19 protein-coding genes and 1 other RNA gene are annotated in these 24,111 nt (G+C 66.1%); 10 read left to right on the top strand and 10 right to left on the bottom strand.

What is annotated here, in order from left to right; genetic code table 11:
- Nucleotide 1: 1 nt before the first annotated feature.
- Entirely contained in the window at nt 2-1,420 is a 1,419-nt protein-coding gene (locus QZH66_RS03270; RefSeq protein WP_305804525.1) for a DNA polymerase Y family protein, read from the top strand.
- Nucleotides 1,417-4,503: an error-prone DNA polymerase gene (locus QZH66_RS03265; RefSeq protein WP_305804524.1), complete on the top strand. Its 3,087-nt coding sequence runs from the start codon at nt 1,417-1,419 to the stop codon at nt 4,501-4,503. Before QZH66_RS03270 ends, QZH66_RS03265 begins: the two co-directional genes overlap by 4 nt.
- A gap of 64 nt (nt 4,504-4,567) precedes the next feature.
- Here the strand turns inward: QZH66_RS03265 and ssrA are convergent.
- Nucleotides 4,568-4,921, bottom strand: a transfer-messenger RNA (tmRNA) gene (gene ssrA / locus QZH66_RS03260).
- A 294-nt stretch (nt 4,922-5,215) separates the two neighbouring features.
- Nucleotides 5,216-5,719, bottom strand: a complete 504-nt coding sequence (smpB, locus tag QZH66_RS03255; RefSeq protein ID WP_305804523.1) for an SsrA-binding protein SmpB — start codon at nt 5,717-5,719, stop codon at nt 5,216-5,218.
- 58 nt (nt 5,720-5,777) lie between these two features.
- Here smpB and QZH66_RS03250 point away from each other — a divergent pair, with 58 nt between their 5' ends.
- Complete coding sequence (locus QZH66_RS03250; RefSeq protein ID WP_305804522.1) at nt 5,778-6,206, top strand: SRPBCC family protein; 429 nt, start codon at nt 5,778-5,780, stop codon at nt 6,204-6,206.
- Nucleotides 6,199-6,468, top strand: coding sequence for an RnfH family protein (locus QZH66_RS03245; RefSeq protein WP_305804521.1), 270 nt, complete (start codon nt 6,199-6,201; stop codon nt 6,466-6,468). Before QZH66_RS03250 ends, QZH66_RS03245 begins: the two co-directional genes overlap by 8 nt.
- 10 nt (nt 6,469-6,478) lie before the next feature.
- Here the strand turns inward: QZH66_RS03245 and bamE are convergent, their stop codons facing one another.
- Complete coding sequence (gene bamE / locus QZH66_RS03240) at nt 6,479-6,874, bottom strand: outer membrane protein assembly factor BamE (protein WP_305804520.1); 396 nt, start codon at nt 6,872-6,874, stop codon at nt 6,479-6,481.
- Nucleotides 6,875-6,972: 98 nt separating this feature from the next.
- On the opposite strand from bamE, the gene fur reads away from it, so the two are divergent.
- Entirely contained in the window at nt 6,973-7,386 is a 414-nt protein-coding gene (fur, locus tag QZH66_RS03235; RefSeq protein WP_305804519.1) for a ferric iron uptake transcriptional regulator, read from the top strand.
- Nucleotides 7,387-7,460: 74 nt separating this feature from the next.
- On the opposite strand, the gene recN is transcribed toward fur, so the two are convergent.
- Entirely contained in the window at nt 7,461-9,125 is a 1,665-nt protein-coding gene (gene recN / locus QZH66_RS03230; protein ID WP_305804518.1) for a DNA repair protein RecN, read from the bottom strand.
- Between the two features lie 297 nt (nt 9,126-9,422).
- On the opposite strand from recN, the gene grpE reads away from it, so the two are divergent.
- The 4 genes from grpE (at nt 9,423) to pdxY (ending at nt 14,357) form a co-directional block, all read left to right on the top strand.
- Nucleotides 9,423-9,944, top strand: coding sequence for a nucleotide exchange factor GrpE (gene grpE, locus QZH66_RS03225; RefSeq protein WP_305804517.1), 522 nt, complete (start codon nt 9,423-9,425; stop codon nt 9,942-9,944).
- Nucleotides 9,945-10,090: 146 nt separating this feature from the next.
- Nucleotides 10,091-12,013 (top strand): molecular chaperone DnaK, encoded by a 1,923-nt coding sequence (gene dnaK / locus QZH66_RS03220; RefSeq protein WP_305804516.1) that lies wholly within the window; start codon nt 10,091-10,093, stop codon nt 12,011-12,013.
- A 172-nt stretch (nt 12,014-12,185) separates the two neighbouring features.
- The gene (dnaJ, locus tag QZH66_RS03215) at nt 12,186-13,313 is read left to right on the top strand and encodes a molecular chaperone DnaJ (RefSeq protein ID WP_305804515.1); all 1,128 of its coding nucleotides are present in this window, start codon (nt 12,186-12,188) and stop codon (nt 13,311-13,313) included.
- A gap of 135 nt (nt 13,314-13,448) precedes the next feature.
- On the top strand, nt 13,449-14,357 hold the full coding sequence (gene pdxY / locus QZH66_RS03210; RefSeq protein WP_305804514.1) for a pyridoxal kinase: 909 nt from the start codon (nt 13,449-13,451) through the stop codon (nt 14,355-14,357).
- Nucleotides 14,358-14,870: 513 nt separating this feature from the next.
- Here pdxY and QZH66_RS03205 read toward each other — a convergent pair.
- From QZH66_RS03205 to QZH66_RS03195, 3 genes are all read right to left on the bottom strand, one after another.
- On the bottom strand, nt 14,871-15,071 hold the full coding sequence (locus tag QZH66_RS03205; RefSeq protein WP_305804513.1) for a hypothetical protein: 201 nt from the start codon (nt 15,069-15,071) through the stop codon (nt 14,871-14,873).
- Nucleotides 15,072-15,165: 94 nt separating this feature from the next.
- The gene (locus tag QZH66_RS03200) at nt 15,166-16,932 is read right to left on the bottom strand and encodes an ABC transporter transmembrane domain-containing protein (protein WP_305804512.1); all 1,767 of its coding nucleotides are present in this window, start codon (nt 16,930-16,932) and stop codon (nt 15,166-15,168) included.
- Complete coding sequence (locus tag QZH66_RS03195) at nt 16,925-17,521, bottom strand: YigZ family protein (RefSeq protein ID WP_305804511.1); 597 nt, start codon at nt 17,519-17,521, stop codon at nt 16,925-16,927. Before QZH66_RS03195 ends, QZH66_RS03200 begins: the two co-directional genes overlap by 8 nt.
- Nucleotides 17,522-17,943: 422 nt before the next feature.
- On the opposite strand from QZH66_RS03195, the gene QZH66_RS03190 reads away from it, so the two are divergent.
- Nucleotides 17,944-20,847 (top strand): EAL domain-containing protein, encoded by a 2,904-nt coding sequence (locus tag QZH66_RS03190; RefSeq protein WP_305804510.1) that lies wholly within the window; start codon nt 17,944-17,946, stop codon nt 20,845-20,847.
- A gap of 108 nt (nt 20,848-20,955) precedes the next feature.
- Here the strand turns inward: QZH66_RS03190 and QZH66_RS03185 are convergent, their stop codons facing one another.
- The 3 genes from QZH66_RS03185 to sucB all read right to left on the bottom strand — a co-directional run.
- Nucleotides 20,956-21,549: a TIGR00730 family Rossman fold protein gene (locus QZH66_RS03185; protein ID WP_305804509.1), complete on the bottom strand. Its 594-nt coding sequence runs from the start codon at nt 21,547-21,549 to the stop codon at nt 20,956-20,958.
- A gap of 112 nt (nt 21,550-21,661) precedes the next feature.
- Nucleotides 21,662-23,086: a dihydrolipoyl dehydrogenase gene (gene lpdA / locus QZH66_RS03180; protein ID WP_305804508.1), complete on the bottom strand. Its 1,425-nt coding sequence runs from the start codon at nt 23,084-23,086 to the stop codon at nt 21,662-21,664.
- 126 nt (nt 23,087-23,212) lie between these two features.
- On the bottom strand, nt 23,213-24,111 hold an 899-nt coding region (gene sucB / locus QZH66_RS03175), incomplete at its 5' end, for a dihydrolipoyllysine-residue succinyltransferase (RefSeq protein ID WP_305804507.1).

Below are 24,111 nucleotides of genomic sequence, written 5' to 3'. Positions count from 1 at the left end.
TATGCGCTGGGCCTGCATCCTGTTGCCGCATCTGGCGCTGGACGGCGTGCTGCGCGGCTGTGCCGATCCCGCCGCACCGCGGGTATTGGTGCGCGGGCCGGCGCAGCGCCGGGTACTGCATGCGGTCAATCCGGCCGCCGCCGCACTGGGTTTGAAGGCGGGGCTGTCGCTGGTGACCGCGCAGGCATTGGCCGCCGGTTTTGAAAGCAGCAGCCATGACCCGGCCGATGAGGCCCGCTGGCATGCCTTGCTGGCGGCCTGGGCCTACCGTTTCAGTTCGCAGGTCAGCCTGCAGTACGCGCAGGCGCTGATTGTCGAAGTCGAAGGCAGCCTCGGTCTGTTCGGGCCGTGGCCGCAGTTCGAGGCGCGGCTGCGCAATGGGCTGCAGGCATTGGGATTCCGCCACCGTATCGTGCTGGCCCCCAATCCGGTGGCGGCACGGGCATTGGCCAATGCCCATGACGGGCTGGCGATTGACGCCGGCCAGCTGCGGGCTGCATTGGGACAGCTGCCGGTGCAGCGGGCCGGCTTCGGGGCGGAGGCGGCCACCGCGTTTGAACGGATGGGCTTGCGCACGCTCAAGCAGCTTTACGCGTTGCCACGCGACAGTATTGCCCGGCGTTTCCCGCCGCAGGTATTGCAGCATCTGGATGCATTGCTGGGGGAGCGCGCGTTTCCGCTGCAGCCCTACCAGCCGCCAGATGTGTTTGAAGCGCGGATCGAGCTGGGCTATGAAGTGGAGTCCTCGCAGGCGCTGCTGTTCCCGTTGCGGCGCCTGGCCTCGGATCTGGCCGCGTTCCTGGCCGGGCGCGATGGCAGCGTGCAGCGCTTCACCCTGCAACTGGAACATGAGGACTGCGCGGCCACCGCGGTGACCATCGGACTGCTCGCGGCCGAGCGCGATCCGGCGCTGCTGTTCGACATCGCCCGCAATCGCCTGGAGCAGGCGCAGCTGCCTGCAGCGGTACGGGCAATGGGACTGTACGCCGACCAGTTGCCGGCTTTCGTGCCCGGGCATCGCGAACTGTTCGATCCGCGACCGCAGCAGAACACGCCATGGGAGCAGTTGCGCGAACGCCTGCGCGCCCGCCTCGGCGAACAGGCCGTGCACGGGCTGCGGGTGCACGCCGACCACCGCCCGGAGCAGGCCTGGCGCAGCGAAGCGGTTGCTGAAAAGAAAACCGTGCCGGTCGCGCCGCCTGCCGCGCGGCCGGGCTGGCTGTTGCCGGCTGCCGTGCCATGGCCGGGCGCCGCTCCACAGCTGCTGTCGGGGCCGGAGCGGATCGAAAGCGGCTGGTGGGATGGCGCCGACATGCGCCGTGACTACTACCGGGTCAGCAGTCGTTTCGGCCAGCACGCCTGGGTCTGGCGTGAGGTGGGCGGCGAGGGCGGCTTCATGCTGCAGGGATGGTTCGCATGAGTGGCGGCTATGCCGAATTGCATTGCCTGTCGGCTTTCAGCTTCCAGCGCGGTGCCTCGACCGCCTCGGAGCTGTTCCAGCGCGCCCGGCAGCATGGCTATCAGGCCCTGGCCATCACCGACGAATGCACCCTGGCCGGCATCGTGCGCGCCTGGCAGGCGGCCAGGGACGCCGGTGTGCCGTTGATTGTCGGCAGCGAAATGCAGGTCGAGCACGGCCCGAAACTGGTGCTGCTGGTCGAAGACAACGGCGGCTACCAGACCCTGTGCCGCTTGATCACCCAGGCGCGGCGGCGGGCGGGCAAAGGCGGGTACCGTCTGCTGCGTGAGGATCTGGAAACCTCCCTGGAAGGATTGCTGGCGCTGTGGATTCCGGCCGCGGGCGGTGCGCTGGAGGAAGGGCGCTGGCTGGGCGAACGCTTTCCCGGGCGGCTGTGGATTGCGCTGGAGTTGCATCACGGCGCCGACGATGCCGCCCGGTTGGCGTATCTGCAGGCCTTGGGCGCCAGTCTGTCGCTGCCGCTGGTGGCCAGTGGCGATGTGCACATGCACGCACGCGGTCGCCGCGCCCTGCAGGACGTGATGACGGCCATCCGCCATCACGTCAACGTGGCCGAGGCCGGCCACCTGCTGTTCGCCAATGGCGAGCGCCACCTGCGCCCGCTGGCCGCGCTGGAGCAGCTTTACCCGCCCGCAGCGCTGGCCCAGACCCTGCACGTCGCCACGCGCTGCCGCGGTTTCGATCTCAAGGCCGCCATCGATTACCAGTATCCCAATGAACTGGTGCCGGCGGGGCAGACCGCGGCGGGTTGGCTGGCGCACCTGGTGGTGCAGGGCGCGCGCAGACGCTGGCCGCAGGGCACGCCCGCCGCTGCGCAGGCGCTGATCGACAAGGAGCTGGCGTTGATCGCGTATAAAAAGTACGAGTCCTATTTCCTGACCGTGCATGACCTGGTCGCCTATGCGCGCAGTCGCGGCATTCTTTGCCAGGGGCGCGGTTCGGCGGCGAACTCGGTGGTGTGTTTTGCCCTGGGCATCACCGAACTGGACCCGATGCACAGCAATCTGCTGTTCGAGCGCTTCATTTCAGCTGATCGCGACGAGCCGCCCGACATCGATGTCGATTTCGAGCACGAGCGGCGCGAAGAAGTGATCCAGTATGTATTTTCCCGCTACGGGCGTGAGCGTGCGGCGCTGGCGGCGGTCGCCACGTTGTATGGCGCCCGCGGTGCCTTGCGCGATGTCGCCCGGGTGCTGGGCTTGCCGCAGGATGCGATTGCCCGGCTGACCGGCATTGTCGGCCAGTGGTCCGAGCAGATGCCGGCCGGGGAACGCCTGCGCGAGCAGGGCTTCGACCCGGACAGCCCGCTGCTGCGACGCATCCTGGTGCTGGCGGGGGAGCTGCTGAACTTCCCGCACTACCTGTCGCAGCATCCGGGCGGTTTTGTCATTTCCGAACGGCCGCTGCACACCATGGTGCCGGTGGAAAACGCGGCCATGGAAGGGCGCACCGTGATCCAGTGGGACAAGGATGATCTGGAGGCGCTGGGCCTGCTCAAGGTCGATGTGCTGGCGCTGGGAATGCTCACCGCGGTGCGCAAGACCTTCGACCTGATCCGGCGATATCGCGGCCGCGACTACACACTGGCGACGATCCCGGCCGAGGATGCGGACACCTACGCGATGATCAGCCGCGCCGATACCGTGGGCGTGTTCCAGATCGAATCACGGGCACAGATGGCGATGCTGCCGCGACTGCAGCCGCGCACGTTCTACGATCTGGTGGTCGAAGTGGCGATCGTGCGTCCCGGGCCGATCCAGGGCGACATGGTGCATCCGTACCTGCGACGGCGTACCGGCGAAGAAGCCGTGAGCTATCCCTCGCCGGCGTTGGAAGAGGTGCTCAAACGCACCTTGGGCGTGCCGCTGTTCCAGGAGCAGGTGATGCAGATCGCGATGATCGCCGCCGGCTACAACGCCAGCCAGGCCGACCAGCTGCGGCGTTCAATGGCGGCATGGAAGCGCCATGGCGGACTCGAAGCGCATCGTGAACGGCTGACCCGGGGCATGCTCGAGCGCGGTTATCCGCTGGCCTTTGCCGAGCGCATCTTCGAACAGATCAAAGGCTTCGGCAGTTACGGATTTCCCGAAAGCCATGCCGCCAGTTTCGCGCTGATCGCCTATGCCAGCAGCTGGCTCAAGTGCCATTACCCGGCGGAGTTCGCCTGCGCGCTGGTCAACAGCCAGCCGATGGGCTTCTACAGTGCCGACCAGCTGCTGCAGGACGTGCGCCGCCATGGCGTGGCCACGCGCCCGGTGGATGTCCGGTACAGCGGCTGGGATTGCAGCCTCGAGCCGGAACGTGACGCGGCCCGCTTCGCCATCCGTCTGGGACTGTGCATGGTGCGCGGATTCAATCCAGACGATGCGCAGCGGATCGAGCAGGCCAGGGCGGCGCGGGCTTTTGCCGATGTGGCCGATCTGTGTCACCGCGCGGCCCTCGATGCCCGCGCCCAGGCTTTGCTGGCCGATTCCGGGGCACTGCGTGGCCTCGCCGGCCATCGCCATCGCGCCCGCTGGGCAATCGCCGGCGTCGAGGCGCAACGCCCGTTGTTCGCCGGGCAGGCAGCCACGGACGAGGTGCAGGTGCCCTTGCCGATGCCGACGGCCGGCGAAGATTTGCGCGCCGACTACGCCACGCTCGGCACCACCCTGCAGCGCCACCCGCTGTCGCACCTGCGCCGCCAGCTGCAGGCCCGACGCTGCCGCAGCTCCAGGGAGCTGGTCACGCTGCAGGGCCGCCAGCACATCGTGGTGGCCGGACTGGTCACCGGCCGCCAGCGCCCGCAGACGGCCAGTGGCGTCACCTTCATCACCCTGGAAGACGAACATGGCCAGATCAACGTCGTGGTCTGGCAGCAACTGGCCGAACGCCAGCGCCGGATCTTCCTGGAGGCGCAACTGCTGATGGTGAGCGGCCGGCTGGAGGCGGATACCGGCGTGCGCCATGTCATCGCCCGCAGCCTGGAAGACCTGACGCCGTTGCTGGGCAGCCTGGATATCCGCAGTCGCGACTTCCACTGAGGTGGCCTGAAACAGAAAAAGCCAGCTATTAGCTGGCTTTTTCCGTGTCACCTGGGTGACCAATTGGTGGAGGTGGGCGGAATTGAACCGCCGTCCGAAGGCACTCCATCCCCGGTACTACATGCTTAGCTCACCGTTGGGTCTCATCCTGTGGCAGCACGGTGTGCAAAGCGCACCCCAGGACCAGCCTGTTTTGGTTAAGCCGTGACTGACAGGCAGCCGTCACAGCCGGTTCCGTGATAATGACCCTACATCCACGAGCACGGGCACAAGTGGGTTCGGGGCTTACGCCTTAAGCGGCGAGAGCGTAGTTGTCGTCGTTGGCAACTAGAGTTTTGCAGCTGGATTAACGAGGAAAGCTACCCCCTCGGCATGCACCAAGCGACTTCATAACCCCCGTCGAAACCAGTGCACCCCCGATTTCTTCAGTGTTACTGCACTTCTGGATCTACGACTGACCAGAAGACTACTTGACGTGGCCCATCCTACGCGAAAGAAGCTGAATCGTCACCCGGCGGTTTGCGCCATGGTCTGCTTCGAGATGCTCGGCCGCAGCGGCTGACGGCGCGGCGGCGGAAGTGCGGTGATTGCCGTTTTGGCGACTGTCCAGAGCCTGCTTGCAGGGCCTGGATTCCGCTCCGCGCCTGATCCGGAGAGGCCGTGGCGGGATCGGCCACGAGGAGGCGCGCTGGCCGATCCGCTGGTAATGGCGTCAGGCGTCGCGGTTGTGGCGGCGCATGACGCGCTGCTTGTCGCGTTCCCAGTCGCGGTCCTTGGCGGCGTCGCGCTTGTCGTGGTTCTGCTTGCCCTTGGCCAGGGCGATTTCCAGCTTGATCTTGTTCTTGCTCCAGTACATCGCGGTGGGGACCAGGGTGAAGCCGTCGCGCTCGACGCGACCGATCAGCTTGTCGATCTCGCTGCGATGGAGCAGCAGCTTGCGCTGGCGCCGGTCTTCGGCCACCACGTGGGTCGAGGCCTGGATCAGCGGCGTGATCTGCGCGCCGATCAGGTAGATCTGGCCATCGCGCACGTAGGCATAGGCATCGGTCATGTTGCCGCGGCCGGCGCGGATGGCCTTGACCTCCCAGCCCTGCAGCACCAGCCCCGCTTCGAAGCGCTCTTCCAGATGGTATTCGTGACGCGCACGCTTGTTCAACGCGATGGTTTTGTTGGCCGTCGCGTTCTTTGCTTTATCCTTGCCGGGTTTCTTGCTCATTCCCTTATTGTCTCCGATTCGGGGCTTCCCCGGACGATCCTTCTGTATTCCGTATCGCATGCCTACTATCCGCCGCAGTGCCCTGGTCGAACATTCGGCTTCGCGCATGTTCGACCTGGTCAATGATGTTGCCGCGTATCCGCGCCGCTTCCGCTGGTGTGACAACGCCCAGATTCTGGAAGAAGGCCCGGAACGCCTGGTGGCGCGGCTGGATCTGGGATTGGGGGCGTTCCGTACCTGGTTCATGACCGAAAACGCATTGCAGCGTCCGCACAGTATCGATATGCAGTTGCGGGAAGGGCCGTTCAAGCGGCTGCATGGCCGCTGGGAATTCCACGTGCTGGCCGAGGATGCATGCAAGGTCACGTTGACGATGGAGTTCGAGCCGACCGCGCGCCTGCTGGGGCCGGCGCTGGCGCTGGGGTTCCAGGGACTGGCCGATCGCATGGTCAACGATTTCGTGCGCGTCGCCGATGACAATGAGTGAGCCGCTGCGCATCGAGGTGGTAATGGCGTGGCCCGACCGTTGCCAGTCGCGACAGCTGGTCATGGGCGAGGGTGCCACGGTGGCCGATGCGGTGGCACAGGCGGCGCTGGATACCGCGGATACGGTGGTTGCGTATGCGATCCACGGCCTGTTGGCGTCGGCACAGCAGGTGCTGCGGGACGGAGACCGGGTGGAGCTGCTCAGGCCGTTACTGGCCGATCCCAAGGAAAACCGCCGCCGGCGTGCGAACGCCGGCAGTTGACCTGCGGGCCTCAGCGGCCGCCGCGCTTCTTCTTGTCCTTGGCCAGGTTGCGGCCGAACTGGCGCACGCTCTTCTTGGCGAGCTCGGCATCCTGGTTCGGGAAATAATCCCCTTCCCAGCGGGTGACCTGGTCGTTGTCGAAGAACACGGTGAAATTTTTCACCACGGTCTTGCCGACGCGGTCGGTACGCTCGCTGGCGGTGTAGTCCCAGCGCTGGGCGTGGAACGGATCTGCGATCGAGGGCGTGCCGAGCAGGGCGTTGACCTGCTGCTTGCTCTGGCCGACCTGGAGCTGCCCGACGGCCTGCTCGCGGATCAGGTTGCCCTGATAGATGGGCTGCTTGTAGATGATGCCGCAGCCGGTGGTGGACAAGGCTACAACGGCGACCAACAGGAGATTGCGCATCGGGAATGGGGATTTAGGAAATCCGCCCGATGATACACTCCCGGACACCCACCGCGATCCGAACGGAGGCAACTGGCGTTAAACCGCCGATGAATATGATGGCAAAGGAATCCCACGACCTGCGTAAAGTCGGTCTCAAGGTGACGCATCCACGGATGCGCATCCTCGCTCTACTGGAGCAGCGCACCGCGCACCACCACATGACTGCCGAAGACATCTATCGGCAGCTGCTTGATTGTGGTGATGAAATCGGACTGGCAACGGTCTATCGCGTACTTACGCAGTTTGAAGCCGCCGGGCTGGTGCTCAAGCACAATTTCGAAGGCGGGCAGGCGGTCTATGAGCTGGACCGCGGGGGCCATCACGACCACATGGTCGATGTGGATACCGGCAAGATCATCGAATTCGAAAGCCACGAAATCGAAGAGCTGCAGCGGCAGATCGCCGAGCAGCACGGCTATGATCTGGAAGAGCATTCATTGGTGCTCTACGTGCGCAAGAAACGCCGCTGAGCCCGGCTGCTGGCGGATGCCGCCAGCCCGATGAAATCCCGAAGCCGGTGCCGATGTGCACCGGCTTTTGCAGGTCAGCTTTCCTGCAGCAGCTTGCGCGCGGCGGCGCGCGCTTCCCTGGTCACTTCCACGCCGCCGAGCATGCGCGCCAGCTCTTCCTGGCGCTGGGCCATGTCGAGCAGTTCCACCGCGCTCTGGGTCATGCCGTCCACCGGCGCCTTGCTGACCCGGTAGTGGGCGTGGCCCTTGGCGGCCACTTGCGGCAGATGGGTCACGCACAGCACCTGGCGCTTTTCGCCCAGTGCGCGCAGCTTGGCCCCGACGATATCGGCTACCGCGCCGCCGATGCCCGAATCCACTTCGTCGAACACCATGGTCGGCACCGCATCCATGCCCAAGGCGGCGACTTCGATCGCCAGCGAGATGCGTGACAGTTCGCCGCCGGAGGCGACCTTGCGCAGCGCGCGCGCCGGCTGGCCGGCGTTGGCGGCGACCAGGAATTCGACCCGCTCAGCGCCATTGGGATCGGGGCGCAGCTGGTTGTGGGGCTCAAGCTCGATATGGAACTGGCCGCCGCCCATGCCCAGCTCGCCGATCAGCCCGGTGGTGGTGGCGGAAAGCGTGGCGGCGGCAGCGGCGCGGCTGGCGGTCAGGCGCGCGGCCGCTTCCCGCCAGCGGGTACTGGCCTTGTCGATTTCACCGGCCAATTTCTGCAGGCGTTCGTCGGCGCCGCGCAGCTGTTCGGCATCGGCTTCCATCTGATCGCGGTGGGCGGCCAGCGCTTCCATCGGCACCCGGTGCTTGCGGGCCAGGTCGTGCAGGCGCCCGAGCCGGCGTTCGATCTGTTCGAACTGTTCCGGATCGGCATCGAGGTCGTCGTGGATGCGGTCCAGCAGCGCCAGCGCTTCATGCAGCTGGATCGCGGCGCTGTCGAGCATTCCATCCACCTCGCCCAGTCGCGCGTCATGCTGGCTGACCCGCGACAGTTCATGGCGGACCTGCTGCAGCGCATGCACTACCGCCGGGCCTTCATCGCCATTGAGCAGGCTGCTGGCGGTCTGGCAGGCCTCGATCAAGGCGGCCGAGTGGGCCTGGCGGCGATGGCTGGCGCCCAGGGCGGCAACCGAGGCCGGTTCCAGGTCCTCGCGCTTGAGCTCGGACAGCTGGTGTTCGAGGAAGGCGATGCGATCGGAGACGTCACCTTGCAGTGACAGCGCGTCGCGCTCGTCGATCAGCGCCTGCCATTGCGCGGCCGCCGTGCGCACCTGCGCCCGTTCGGCCTCGTTGCGTGCATAGGCATCGAGCAGCGCCAGCTGGCTGGGGCGTGCCAGCAGCGCCTGCTGCTCATGCTGGCCGTGGATCTCCACCAGGAACGCGGCCAGCTCGGTCAACTGCGACACCGTCACCGGCCGCCCGTTGATGAAGGCGCGCGAGCCGCCATCGGCGCGGATCACCCGGCGCAGCTGGCATTGCTCATCGTCATCCAGCTCGTTGTCACGCAGCCAGCGGCGGGCGGCGGCGTCATCGGCCAAGGTGAATTCGGCGGACAGCTCGGCGCGGCTGGCGCCATGGCGGACCACGCCGCTGTCGGCGCGCAGGCCGGACAGAAAGCCCAGGGCGTCCACCATCAGCGATTTGCCGGCCCCGGTTTCACCGGATACCACGGTCATGCCCGCGCCGAATTCCAGCTCGGTGGCGCGGACGACGGCAAAATCCTTGATAGAGAGATGTCTGAGCATGGTCGGCAGGTCCGGAGGCCGCGCAAAGCTAGCATGCGCGCAGGGATGGTCAAAGAGCGGGCGGGGAAGGGGCCAGCGACGGTAACCGTTGCCGATCTCACCAGATGAGTCGGAAGCCTGGCGAGGGCCCTGGCGTCGACGAGGTGGCCGCTACCGGTTCGGGAAGGGGCTTGCCCGGCCGGACCAGACCGCCGCGGGCCGGCGGTGGCCGAAGACACCGCCGGCGCCTTGAAACTGCGCCACATGCCCACATACGAGGTCGCAGTAGGCGGCAGAACTCCCGCCCGGGAAATGGAAATGAACCAAGAAAACCCCGACTTCAACCCAGAAACCCCCGACCCGGCCGCGCCCGAACTCGATCCGGCGCAGCAGCAGATCGATGCCCTGCAAAGTGAACTGGCAGCCCTGAAGGCCGAATCGCTGCGTGAGCGCGCTGATCTGGACAACCAGCGCAAGCGCGTGGCCCGCGATATCGAACAGGCGCGCAAGTTCGCCAACGAGAAGCTGCTGGGCGAGCTGCTGCCGGTGTTCGACAGCCTGGATGCCGGGCTCAACGCCGCCGGTGCCGAGCCCAGCCCGCTGCGCGAAGGGCTGGAGCTGACCTACAAGCAGTTGCTGAAGGTGGCCGGCGACAACGGCCTGACCCTGCTGGATCCTTCCGGCGAAACCTTCAATCCGGAACACCACCAGGCCATCAGCCAGGTCGACGCACCGGCTGGCGTGGCCCCGGGTGCGGTCGTGACCGTGTTCCAGAAGGGCTACCTGCTCAACGAACGCCTGCTGCGTCCGGCGCTGGTGGTGGTGGCGCGCGTCGACTGATCCAGGTTTGCCGGCTGCCCGCTTAATGCGGGTCGCTGGCGGTAATCCAGTTTCGGGAATGGCTTGAATGTGATCCGGCCATCCCCACATCCCAACCGTAACCCGGCAGTGGCCGGGCACCAGACACATCTTCAGGAGCGTCCCTCATGGGCAAGATCATTGGTATCGACCTCGGCACCACCAACTCGTGCGTGGCGATCATGGACGGCGGCAAGGCCCGCGTCATCGAAAACTCGGAAGGCGACCGCACCACGCCTTCCATCGTCGCCTACACCAAGGACGGCGAAGTGCTGGTGGGCGCCTCGGCCAAGCGCCAGGCTGTCACCAACCCGAAGAACACCTTCTACGCGGTGAAGCGCCTGATCGGCCGCAAGTTCACCGACGGTGAGGTGCAGAAGGACATTTCCCACGTTCCCTACAGCATCCTGGCCCATGACAACGGCGATGCCTGGGTGCAGACCAGCGACGGCAAGCGCATGGCCGCCCAGGAAATCTCCGCGCGGGTGCTGGAGAAGATGAAGAAGACCGCCGAGGATTTCCTGGGCGAGAAGGTCACCGAAGCGGTCATCACCGTGCCGGCCTACTTCAATGACTCCCAGCGCCAGGCGACCAAGGACGCCGGCCGCATCGCCGGTCTGGACGTCAAGCGCATCATCAACGAGCCGACCGCCGCGGCGCTGGCCTATGGCCTGGACAAGGGCGACAACAGGGACCGCAAGATCGTGGTCTACGACCTGGGCGGCGGCACCTTCGACGTGTCGATCATCGAGATCGCCAACGTCGATGGCGAGAAGCAGTTCGAAGTGCTGGCCACCAACGGTGACACGTTCCTGGGCGGCGAAGACTTCGACAACCGCGTCATCGAATACCTGGTGGACGAGTTCAACAAGGACCAGGGCATCGACCTGCGCAAGGATCCGCTGGCCCTGCAGCGCCTGAAGGACGCCGCCGAGCGTGCCAAGATCGAGCTGTCGACCGCGCAGCAGACCGAAGTGAATCTGCCGTATGTCACCGCCGATGCCTCCGGTCCCAAGCACCTGAACATCAAGCTGACCCGCGCCAAGCTCGAAGCGCTGGTGGAAGAGCTGATCAAGAAGTCGATCGAGCCGTGCCGTGTCGCCCTGAACGACGCCGGGCTGCGTTCGAGCGACATCAATGAAGTGATCCTGGTCGGTGGCCAGACCCGCATGCCGAAGGTGCAGCAGGCGGTGAGCGAGTTCTTCGGCAAGGAGCCGCGCAAGGACGTCAACCCCGATGAGGCCGTGGCCCTCGGTGCGGCGATCCAGGGTGGCGTGCTCGGTGGCGACGTCAAGGACGTGCTGCTGCTGGACGTGACCCCGCTGTCGCTGGGTATCGAAACCATGGGCGGCGTGTTCACCAAGATCATCGAGAAGAACACCACCATCCCGACCAAGGCCTCGCAGGTGTTCTCCACCGCCGAGGACAACCAGTCGGCAGTCACCGTGCACGTGCTGCAGGGTGAGCGCGAGCAGGCCCGCTACAACAAGTCGCTGGCCAAGTTCGACCTGTCCGGCATCGAGCCGGCGCCGCGTGGCCTGCCGCAGGTGGAGGTGTCCTTCGACATCGACGCCAACGGCATCTTGCACGTGTCGGCCAAGGACAAGAAGACCAACAAGGAGCAGAAGGTCGAGATCAAGGCCGGTTCGGGTCTGTCCGAGGACGAGATCGCGCGCATGGTGGCCGATGCCGAAGCCAACCGTGAGGAAGACAAGAAGTTCCACGAGCTGGTGCAGGCGCGCAACCAGGCCGACGGCCTGATCCACGCCACCCGCAGCGCGATCACCGAACACGGCAGCAAGGTCGGCGGCGACGTGATCGGCAAGGTCGAGGCGGCCCTGGCGGATCTGGAAACGGCGATGAAGAGCGACGACAAGGCGCAGATCGAAGCGCGTGCCAAGACCCTGGAAGAAGCCGGTCAGTCGCTGTATGCCGCCGCCGCGGCGGGTGAGCAGGGGCCGGCTGCCGGTGCTGCCGGCAACGAAGGCCCGGCCGGCGACGACGTCGTCGATGCCGAGTTCACCGAGGTCAAGGACGACAAGAAGTCCTGATCCGGGTACAGGAAACACGGGGCGGCGGCGTGCTGCCGGTGCCCCGGTTCCTTCCTGCAGCAATTGGTCCTGACAACCGGATAAGCCGGTGTCGGGGCGGCCAGCGGAGGGGCGGAAGCGGTTCCGTTCCTCCGTTTTGACGAATCCCGACTCCTGGATCCCGATTTTCCCAATGAGCAAGCGCGATTACTACGAAGTGCTGGGCGTGTCCCGCACGGCAACTGATGAAGAACTGAAGAAGGCCTATCGCCGTTGTGCGATGAAGCACCATCCGGACCGCAATCCCGGCGACAACGCTTCGGAAGCGGCGTTCAAGGAGTGCAAGGAGGCCTACGAAATCCTGGCCGATGGCAACAAGCGGCGCATGTATGACGCCCATGGCCACGCCGCGTTCGAGCACGGCATGGGCGGCGGCGGTCCCGGCGGCGCGGACATGGGCGATATCTTCGGCGACATCTTCGGCAATATTTTCGGGGGCGGCCAGGGCGGTCCGCGTCAGGCCCGTCGCGGGGCCGATATCGGCTACGTGATGGAGCTGGATCTGGAAGAGGCGGTGGCCGGTGTCGAGCGCCGCATCGAGATTCCGACGCTGGCCGAATGCAATGACTGTGATGGCAGCGGCTCGGAAGACGGCAAGGTCGAGACCTGCAACGTCTGCCATGGTCGCGGGCAGGTGCGCATCCAGCGCGGCATCTTCGCCATGCAGCAGGCGTGTCACAACTGTGGCGGGCGTGGCCAGATCATCGCCAAACCCTGCAAGACCTGCCAGGGCAGCGGCCGGGTCGAAGAAGACAAGGTGCTCTCGGTCAAGGTGCCGGCGGGCGTGGATACCGGCGACCGCATCCGCTTGTCCGGCGAAGGCGAGGCCGGCCCGGCCGGCACGCCACCGGGTGATCTGTATGTGGAAGTGCGGGTGCGCGATCACGCGATCTTCCAGCGCGATGGCGACGACCTGCATTGCGATGTGCCGATCCGCATCTCGCAGGCGGCACTGGGCGACACCGTTCGGGTGGCCACGCTCGGCGGCTATGCGGAAATCCGCATCCCGGCCGAAACCCAGACCGGCAAGCTGTTCCGTCTGCGCGGCAAGGGCGTCAAGTCGGTGCGCAGCCGCAGCGAAGGTGACCTGTACTGCCGCGTGGTGGTCGAAACCCCGGTCAACCTGACCGCAGAACAGCGCAAGCTGCTCGAGCAGTTCGAGACCACGTTCACCGGTGATGAAGCGCGCAAGCACTCCCCGAAGTCGGCCACCTTCATCGATGGTGTCAAAGGCTTCTGGGACCGTATGACCTCGTCCTGATCGCGCAGTTTGATCCGTACCGGAAAGCCGCAGCTCGCTGCGGCTTTTTTTGTCCGTCTCAAGCCCGAGCGGTGGGCGGCCGCGCAGCCGCCAGCCCGGGGCTCCTGGGACTTCCGCCCGCAGTAAAATGCGGCAATGAACAATCCCGACCAAAGCCATCTTGTGCACGGCCGCCGGCAACGTCCTGATGGGCCGTCGCCGGTGGACGTGATTTCGGTTCAATCCCAGCTGGTCTACGGCCATGCCGGCAACAGTGCGGCGGTGCCGCCGTTGCGGGCGCTGGGGCTGCGCGTGGCCGAAGTCCCCACCACGCTGCTGAGCAATGCGCCGTTCTACGACACCACACGGGGCCGGGTGCTGCCGGCGGACTGGTTGGCCGAGTTGTTGCAGGGCGCCAGCGAGCGCGGCCTGCCGCAGCGCGCCGGCGCAGTGGTTTCCGGCTATTTCGGCAGCGTTGCCAATGGCGCGGCATTCGCCGACTGGCTGGATGAGGTGCTGCCGCAATCGCCGGACCTGCGCTATTGCCTGGACCCGGTGATCGGCGACACCCATACCGGCCCTTATGTCGAGCCGGGGCTGGAGAATATTTTCTCCGAACGGCTGCTGCCGCACGCCTGGCTGGTGACGCCCAACGCATTCGAACTGGGCCGGCTGACCGGCATGCCGAGCCTGGCCGAGGACGATGCCATCGCCGCGTCGCGCGTGCTGCTGGCACGAGGGCCGGAGTGGGTGATCGCGCACTCGGTGTCCGGGGATCCGGGCGAACTGGTCACCCTGGCCATCAGCCGTGAACAGGTCTGGCGCTGGACCTCGCCGCACCTGCCGGTGGACGTGGCCGGCACCGGGGATGTGCTGATGGCGCTGCTGGTGGGTTTCCTGTTGCGTGGCGAGGCCTTCGAAGAAGCCGTGGGCCGCGCGATCTCCGGGGTGCATGCCGCGCTGGAAGCCACGTTGGCGGCCGGTCACGAAGAGCTGGATGTGCTGGCTGCGACTCCGGCGGCGTTGTCGGCACCGCATCGTTTCCGTGCCCAGCGGCTGGGGTGAGCCCGGCGCCGCTGATCCGTAGCGTCGGCAGTTCCTGCGCTCAACCACGACGCGATGGACGTGTCCGCATTGACGCAGGGCCATTGCAGTTTCCAGCGGTGGGCTATCTGCCGGGCGAGCTCATCCCGCCGCGTGGATGAAACGCGCATCTGCCGGTTAACCGCGCCGGTTTGTTGCGTGGTGTTCGAACCTCACCCCCTGAGCCCGGGCTCCGTCCATCCCCGCGCAGTGCGGCCGGCAAAGTGCAATTCCGCCCCGGTTCGGGTCCGCACTGCGAGGCCGATGCGCTCATCGCCGCGCCATCGGAATCGATCGCCACCGGTCGGGGGCGGGTGCTGCGCGATTGACTGTTGCAACGCCACACTAATCCACAGGCGGTGTGGATGGAATGCGCACAAACATGTGGATAACCGTCAGCCGCCCTTGTGCCGCAAGCGTGTCAATACGGTTGTTGAAATATTGGCCAGTGTCCGGCTGGATCGGCAAAGTCGGCAGAAGGCGAGCGGCGTCGCGTTACGCGATCGACAATGTCAACTCTCCGCCGACGGTAGTGAACTGGTGACCGCGGCGGTGCAGGTGGCGTCCGTCAGCCAGCTCGTAGCGCGGTGACGGGGGCTCGTCGCTGTGCCCGGATGGCTGCCCGTCGTCCTTGAATTCGATGATGATGTAGCTCTCGCCGTCGGCGCCGGTTGCGGGAAATTGCCGGAAAGCCATGATCTGCCTCCAAGGGAATTCGCTGCAGTTCGATGCGCGACATGGCCGCATCACCGGCGCCGATCATCGGAAAACCGGCGTTAGCGAGGCGTCGTCAATCGATGAACTGCAGCTTGGCCAGCTCCGCGTACAGTCCGCCTTCGGCCAGCAGTTGCGCATGCGTGCCTTGGGCGACGATGCGGCCGTGTTCCATCACCACGATGCGATCGGCTTTCAATACGGTTGCCAGGCGATGTGCGATCACCAGCGTGGTGCGGCCGGCCATCAGGCGCTCCAGCGCCTGCTGCACCGCACGCTCGCTCTGTGCATCCAGCGCGCTGGTGGCTTCGTCCAGCAGCAGGATCGGCGCATCCTTGAGCAGGGCGCGGGCGATGGCGATGCGCTGCTGCTGGCCGCCCGAGAGCCGGGCGCCACGCTCGCCCAGATCACTGTCGTAGCCGTCGGGGAGCTGCCGCAGGAATTCGTCGGCTTCCGCGGCACGCGCGGCGTCGCGGACCTGGGCATCGTCTGCCTCCAGCCGGCCATAGCGGATGTTGTCGGCGGCGCTGCTGGCAAACAGCGTCGGCTGCTGCGGCACCAGCGCGATCTGCTGGCGCAACCGGGCCGGATCCAGCTGGCGCACGTCGATGCCATCGACCCGCACGCAGCCCGCTTGCGGATCGTGGAAGCGCAGCAACAGGGACAGCACCGTGCTCTTGCCGGCGCCGGAGGGGCCGACCAGCGCCACGGTTTCGCCGGGCCGCACCTGCAGGTCGAAACCGTCCAGCGCGGGCAGATCCGGCCGTTGCGGGTAATGGAAGGACACCTGTTCAAAACGGATCTCACCGCGCAGCGGTACCGGCAGCGTTTGCGGCTGTGCGGGGGGCAGTACCTGTGGGGTCTCCTGCAGCAATTCGGAGATCCGCCCCATGCCGCCGGCGGCGCGTTGCAGTTCATTCCAGACTTCGGCCAATGCCCCGATCGAACCGCCGCCAATCAGCGCATACAGCACGAACTGGCCGAGCGTGCCGGCGCTCATGCGGCCGTCGACCACATCGTGCGCGCCGGACCACAGCACCAGCACGATGGCGCCGAATACCAGCATGATCGCCACCGCCGTGACGATGGCCTGAGTGCGGATGCGCTGCCGCGCGGTGGCCACCGAAATCGTCAGCGCGCTGTCGAAACGGCCGCGCTCATAGGGTTCACGCGCGTGCGCCTGCACCGTGCGCACCGCGCCCAGGGTTTCGGCCGCCAAAGCATTGGCATCGGCGACCCGGTCCTGGCTGGCGCGGGAAACCTTCTGCAGCCGGCGCGCGCCCAGCACGATCGGCAGCACCGCCAGCGGAATGCCGATCAGCGAATAGGCGGCCAGGCGCGGGCTGGTGACAAACAGCATGGCCAGGCTGCCGACCACCGTCACCGCGCTGCGCAAGGCCACCGACATGGTCGAGCCGATCACGCTGCGCAGCAGCTCGCTGTCGGCCGACAGCCGCGATACCAGTTCGCCACTGCGGTTGCGGTCGTGGAAGCCGGCATCCAGCCCGATCAGGTGGCCGTAGAGCCGGCCGCGCAGGTCGGCGACCACTTTTTCGCCGAGGACGGAGACGAAAAAGAAGCGCGCCGCGGTCGCCAGCGCCAGTACCACCGCCACGGCGAACAGCAGGCCGAAGGCGCGGTTGATCTGGCCGCCACCGGAGAAGCCGTTGTCGATCATCTGCCGCACTGCCATCGGCAGGCTCAACGTCGCCACCGAAGAGACCGCCAACGCCGCCAGCCATGCGGAAAACAGGCCGAGGTGGCGGCGGACGAATGGCCACAGGGTGGTCAGGCTGCCAAGTTTGCGCAGCGAACGTTCCGTGGTGGGCGCGGTGTCATTCATGGGGCGTGGATTCCGTGATGCGGATGCGGTCGCGGGTGGCGTCGCGCAGGCGCAGGGTGAACGTGTCGAGCTGGTCGGCGGGGAGCCGGATCTGCAGCTGCAATCCTTCGGGCAGGAATGTTTCGTGCAGTTTTTCGGCGCCCGCACCGGCCAGGGCGGCATGCACGAGACCGATGTCCTCGAAGCCGCAATGCAGTGTCCGTGTGGCCAGCTCGATCAATGGTTGGCGCAGGGCAAGTCGCAGGCATTCGGCAGCGGTGCCGCCGTAGGCGCGGACCAGCCCGCCGGCCCCCAGTTTGATACCGCCGTACCAGCGGGTCACCACCACCACGGTACGGTCGTAGCCTTGGCCGTCGATGGCGGCCAGGATCGGCCGACCGGCGGTTCCCGCCGGCTCGCCATCATCGCTGGAGCGGTACTCGTTGCCATGCCGGTAGGCCCAGCAGTTGTGGGTGGCATCGGCAACGCTCACCTGCTGTACAAAGGCCAACGCAGCGGCGGTGTCGGCAATCGGCGCGGCCTGGGCCAGGAACCGGCTGTGTTTGATCTCCAGTGTGTGGCTGGCGGCTGCGGCAAGGGTGTCGGGCATTGGCCCCATTCTAGTGATTGCCGGTGCGGCTGTGCGCGTCCGCGCCGACGGCCCGATGTTCCAGCGGCGGCCGGCAGGTCGCGGAGAATGCGGTCTTCGGGACCATCGAAGGCGAAGCGACAAGCAGGCCCCGGCTGCCACAGCAGAAGGTGGTGCAGCCGCGCGCGATGGCGGGCATGCAGGGCGTCGCCCGCAGAGGCCGGCACCCGGCTTTCATCGAAAAGGGGAGGGCAGCATCCAGGGAGTGCAGCCTGGGTGCTCGGGTCGGTGCAGCCTGTTCGCCCGGTACTCTGCCGAGGTGGAGTACCGCTGCTGCCCGATGCTTGAAAATGAACGGGGGCGCCGGCGGATTTCGTGCTTTGACGACGCTATGCTGGGCTCAGGGGAGCTTCGGGATGCCGGGGCGATAGAGATCGGATTGCATGTTGTCGAGCCAGCCTGTAGCCAGCGCGGGAAAGCCCGCGATTGAAACCACTTTGCCCGCCGAAACAGTGGTGACGACGCTGCATGGGCTGTTGCCGGCGGGCAGTTCAGTAGCGGTGGCCTGGGAGGACAGTGTGCTCGGCAGCGGCAGCAGCACCTATCCGCGGGCGAAGGGGGAGCTCCGGCACAGCGCCTTGCAGGTATTGCAGGGGCTGCCTGCCGGGGAATCCGGCGACTGGCAATTGCGGCATGCCTGGACTGCCGACGGGAGCAATGGCCGGATTGCGGCCATCGCCGATACGCCGGTTGCGCTGGATCCGATGCAGCAGCAGGCCTGGCTGGGCACCGCCAAGGCGTTGTTGGCCTCAGCGCTGGAGTCCGCCCGGCAACGGCTGCAGATCGAAGAGCTGGAGCTTTCCAAACGTTTGCAGAAGGCGCTGTATGAAATCGCCGACCTGGCCGGTGCCGATCTGGAAATGGGGGAAATGCTCGGTCATTTCCATCGCGTGCTTGGCACGTTGATGTATGCGGAAAACTGTTTCATCGTCGAGTGCGACGACACCCAGAGCACCATCCGCTTCCTGTATTTTGCCGACACCCAGCATGCTTTCCGGCCCGATCCGGAGCGCAGCTACAGCCATGCGGAAATGCCCGGCAGCCTGACGTTCGCACTGCTGCGCCACGGCCAGCCGTTGAATGGTCCATCGCGCGCCCTGCTGCAGTTGCTGGATACGCAACGCGATGCCGGCGCCGGTCCGGAAAGCAGTGACTGGCTCGGTGTGCCGATGTGGCGCGACGGCCAGGTGCGCGGTGCGGTGGTGGTGCAGAGCTACGAGCCGGGTGCGCGCTATGGGGATGATGAGCGGGCGTTGTTGAACTTCGTCGCCGAGCACATCCTTACCGCAATGGACCGCCGGCAGGCGCACGTGGAGCTGGAACAGCGCGTGCTGCGCCGCACCCAGGAGCTGCAGCGGGCCAACCGCAGCCTGCAGGAGGAGATTGTCGAGCGCCGCCGCGCGGAGTCGCTGCAGGCGGCGTTGTTCAACATTTCCGAGCTGGCGATCAGCTGCCAGAGTCTGGAGCAGTTCTATGCCGAAGTGCATGCGGTGGTGGGGCGGCTGCTGGACGCGCGCAACTTCTATATCGCGCTGGTCAACGCGACTGGCGATGGACTGGACTTTGTCTACTCGGTGGACGAGTACAACCGCATCCGCACATCGCGGGCGTTCAGTGGCGGCTTGACCGAGTACACGGTGCGGCGGCGCCAGCCGCTGCTGGCGTCACGTCGCGATATCGATGCATTGCTGGCCACCGGCGAGGTGTCCGAGTTCGGGGTCAAGTCGCATTGCTGGCTTGGGGTGCCGCTTTTCAGTGACGACGAGGTGGTGGGGGCGATTGCCGTACAGAGTTACAGCGACGCCGTGGAATTCACCGCGCACGACCAGCGGCTGCTGGCATTTGTCGCGCACAACATCGGCAACGGGCTGGCCCGCCAACGTGACCAGAACCGGTTGCGGGTCGCCCATGCGGAACTGGAACAGCGGGTCAGCGAGCGCACCCGGGAGCTGGGCGAGGTCAACCAGCAGCTGTTGTCGCAGATAGGCGAGCGCCTGCGCGCCGAGCAGCGGCTCACCCATCTGGCCATGCACGACGTGTTGACCGGCCTTCCCAACCGGCTGCATCTGCTTGACCGGCTGGAAGAGCGGATCCAGCGGGCGCGCTTTGCCGAAGGCGATGCTTTTGCGCTGCTGTTCCTGGATCTTGACCGGTTCAAACTGGTCAACGACAGCATTGGCCATGCCGCGGGCGATCGCATGCTGGTGGAGGTGGCGCGGCGGCTGGTCGGCATGCTCGGCAGCGACGATGTGGTGGCGCGTCTGGGAGGAGACGAGTTCGCATTGCTGGTCCGCTGCAGTGGCGAAGCGGCGCAGATGCTGGAGCTGGGGCAACGGCTGCTGCTGGGGCTGGAGGAATCGATGTGGGTGGCCGATCGCGAGCTGTTTCCTTCGGGCAGCATCGGCATCGCCCTGTGGCATCCGCGTTACAGCTGCGGTGACGAATTGCTGCGCGATGCCGATGCGGCGATGTATCGCGCCAAGGCCCAGCGGCAGGATCGGTGCGTGATATTCGACAGCGCCATGCGCGAGGCTGCGCTGAGCAGCCTGGAGCTGGAGGCCGACCTGCGCCGGGCCATCATCAACCGCGATTTCCTGCCGTTCTACCAGCCGATCATCGCGCTGGAAGATGGCCGGGTGGTCGGCTACGAGGCGCTGTTGCGCTGGCAGCACGAGCGGCGCGGGCTGCTGCTGCCGGGTGATTTTCTGGCGCTGGGCGAGGAGAGTGGCCTGATCGAGCAGGTGGACTGGCTGCTCTACGCGCAGGTCATCAACCACCTGGCGCGCGGCGGCCAGGGTTATGTGTCGGTGAACGTGTCACCGCGCCACTTCCGTTCCCCCGACTTCACCTCGCGCCTGTTCGGCATGATCGAAGCCGCTGGCGCCGATCCGCACCGGTTGCGGGTCGAGATCACCGAGACGGTGTTGCTCGATGACGGTCCACGCACCCTGCGCACCCTGCGGCTGTTGCGCGAGCGTGGCATCGTTGTACAGCTGGACGACTTCGGCACCGGATTCTCGGCGCTTTCCTACCTGCACCGGTTCCCGATCGCGACGCTGAAAATCGATCGCAGTTTCATCTCCGGTCTGCACACCAACGACGGCCAGAACACGCGGGCGCTGGTGGAAGGGATCCTCTCGCTGGCGCGCACGCTGGGCATTGAAACCGTTGGCGAAGGCGTGGAAACCGCGCAACAGCTGCAGACGTTGCAGCAGCTGGGGTGCAACTACGGGCAAGGCTACCTGCTGGGTTATCCCGCGCCGCGGCAGCTGCACGAGACGGTCTGACCCCTGCCGGCGGCGACGGCAGGCGGCCCAGGGAGCCGGGCAGGCCGCCACGCCGTGCGTGGCTCCAGTCGGCCAAGCGTGGCGCATATGCCGCCGTGCAAGCAGCCCTCAGCGCAGGGCGCTGCGGCGCTTTTCGTCCATCCACTTGGAAACGTGCGCCGGCTCATAGTCACGCATCCATTGCAGCATCTGATCGATGTCCTGGCCGTGCCACAGATCGGTGCGCTGTTCCGGGTGCAGGAAGCGCTCGTTCACCATGTGGTCGATCATGCGGATCAGCGGCTCATAGAAGCCGTCCACATCCAGAAACGCGCAGGGCTTGTTGCCGATGCCGAGCTGGCGCCAGGTAAGCATCTCGAACATTTCCTCGGCGGTACCAAAGCCGCCGGGCAGGGCGACGAAGCCGTCGGAAAGATCGAACATGCGCGACTTGCGCTCGTGCATCGAGCCGACCACTTCCAGCGAGGTCAGGCCCTTGTGCGCCACCTCCAGGTCGATCAGGTGCTGCGGCATGACGCCGGTGACCTGGCCACCGGCGTCGAGCACGCCGTTGGCCACCGCGCCCATCAGCCCGGTATTGCCGCCACCGTAGACCAGGCGCAGTCCTTCCTGGGCGATGCGGTTGCCCAGCGCAGTGGCGCGCTCCACATAGACCGGTTTGCTGCCGGGGTTGGAACCGCAATAGACGCAGATGGATTTCATGGGTTTTCCTTGGATTTTCGAGATTGGTGCCGGCAGCGGACGGGGGTGCCAACGCCAGAAAGCAGAAGGCTCCGACCCTTGCGGGGCGGAGCCTTTTCCACATGCATCAGCTTCAGTTGGCCTTGTGGATCGAGCGCTTGCCGACCGCCATGGCCGCATCGTGGACCACTTCGGACAACGACGGGTGGGCGTGGCAGATGCGGGCCAGGTCGTCAGCGGAGCCGCTGAATTCCATGGCCAGCACGCCTTCGTGCACCAGCTCGGAGACGTTCACGCCGACCATGTGCATGCCGAGGATGCGGTCGGTTTCAGCGTGGGCCAGCACCTTCACGAAGCCGGCCGGCTCGGACATGGCAACCGCACGGCCATTGGCGGCGAACGGGAAGCTGCCGGCCTTGTACGGAATGCCTTCCGCCTTGAGCTGCTGTTCGGTCTTGCCGACCCATGCCAGCTCCGGCTCGGTGTAGATGACCCACGGGATGGTGTCGAAATTGACGTGGCCCGGCAGGCCGGCGATCAGCTCGGCTACCGCAATGCCTTCCTCGAAGCCCTTGTGGGCCAGCATCGGGCCGCGCACGCAGTCGCCGACCGCCCACACGCCATCGACGCCGGTGTGGCAATGGTCATCGACTGCGATCTGGCCGCGCTCGTTGATCTGCACGCCGGTGCCCTCGGCCAGCAGGCCCTTGATGGCGGCACGACGGCCGACAGCAACCAGCAGCTTGTCCACGGTGATCGTCTTCTCGCCGCTGGCATCGCTGTAGGTGACCAGCACTTCCTTGCCCTTGACCTCGGTCCTGGAGACCTTGGCGCCGAGCTGGATGTCCAGACCCTGCTTCTTGAATTCCTTGGCGGCGACCTTGGCCGCTTCGGCGTCGGCCGCGGCCAGGAACTCCGGCATGGCTTCCAGAATGATGACTTCCGAACCCAGGCGCTTCCACACGCTGCCCAGTTCCAGGCCGATCACGCCGGCGCCGATCACGGCCAGACGCTTGGGCACTTCGGTGAAGTCCAGCGCGCCGACGTTGTCGACGATGGTGTCGCCGTTGAACTTGGCGAACGGCAGTTCGATCGAATCCGAACCGGCGGCGATGATGACGTTGGTGCCCTTCAGCTCGACTTCGGTGCCGTCATGCTGCTTGACCTTGACGATGTTGCCGGCCTGCAGCTGGCCGAAGCCGTAGTAGGCGGCAACCTTGTTGGCCTTGAACAGCTGCGCGATGCCGCCGGTGAACTGCTTGACGATCTTGTCCTTGCGGCCAACCATCGCGCCGACGTCGATCTTGGCGTCGTTGAAGCTGATGCCATGGTCGCCAAAGATGTGGCCCATGTTCCAGAACTGGCGCGAGGAGTCCAGCAGCGCCTTGGACGGAATGCAGCCCACGCGCAGGCAGGTGCCACCGAGGGCGGGCTTGCCGTCCTTGCCCAGTGCGGCGTCGATGCAGGCGGTTTTCAGCCCCAGCTGGGCGGCGCGGATGGCGGCGTGATAGCCGGCCGGGCCGGCACCGATGACGACGACGTCGAATTGTTCAGCCATTTGAGATTCCTTGTTGCTTTCCGTCGGCTCGGGACCGAGCCGGTGGCGCCGGGCGCCGGGAAGAGGGCGGTGATGCGAGCCTGCAAAACCAAGCCCCTCGCCATTGCGGGCGAGGGGCCGGAGGGATTACAGGCCGAACAGCATCCGGCCCGGGTTTTCCAGCTGGTTCTTGATGTCCACCAGGAACTGCACCGAATCCTTGCCATCGATGATGCGGTGGTCGTAGGACAGCGCCAGATACATCATCGGCGCGATCACGACCTGGCCGTTCTCGGCGATCGGACGCTCCTTGATCGTGTGCATGCCCAGGATGGCGCTCTGCGGCGGGTTGACGATCGGGGTCGACAGCAGCGAGCCGAAGGTGCCGCCGTTGGTGACGGTGAAGGTGCCGCCCTGCAGCTCGTCCAGGCTCAACTTGCCGTCACGCGCCTTCTTGGCGTAGTCGGCAATGCCCTTCTCGATGTCGGCGAACGACTGGCGCTCGACATTGCGCAGCACCGGGGTCACCAGCCCCTTGTCGGTGGACACGGCGATCGAGATGTCGGAATAGCCGTGATAGATCACGTCGGTGCCGTCGATCGAGGCGTTGACCAGCGGGAAACGCTGCAGCGCATTGGCGGCGGCCTTCACGAAGAAGCTCATGAAGCCGAGCTTGATGCCGTGCGCCTTCTGGAAGTCGTCCTGCAGCTCCTTGCGGGCGGCCATCACGCGCGACAGATTGACCTCGTTGAAGGTGGTCAGCATCGCGGTGGTGTTCTTGGACTGCATCAGACGCTCGGCAATGCGCTGGCGCATGCGGGTCATCGGTACGCGTTCTTCCGGGCGGGCGCCGCCGGCCTTGCCGGCACCACCGCTGCGGGCGTAATTGACGATGTCTTCCTTGGTCACCGCGCCGCGACGGCCGGTGCCGTCCACATCCGCCGGGTTCACGCCTTCGGTGATGGCCGAGAAACGGGCGCCCGGGGGCAGGGTAGCGGCGGCCGACGTGGCAGCCGGTGCGGGGGCGGTGGCGGCAGCGGCGGCAG

The sequence above is a fragment of the Stenotrophomonas sp. YIM B06876 genome (genome assembly GCF_030711595.1).
GTDB lineage: Bacteria > Pseudomonadota > Gammaproteobacteria > Xanthomonadales > Xanthomonadaceae > Stenotrophomonas.
This window is presented reverse-complemented; position numbering and strand designations above follow the sequence as displayed.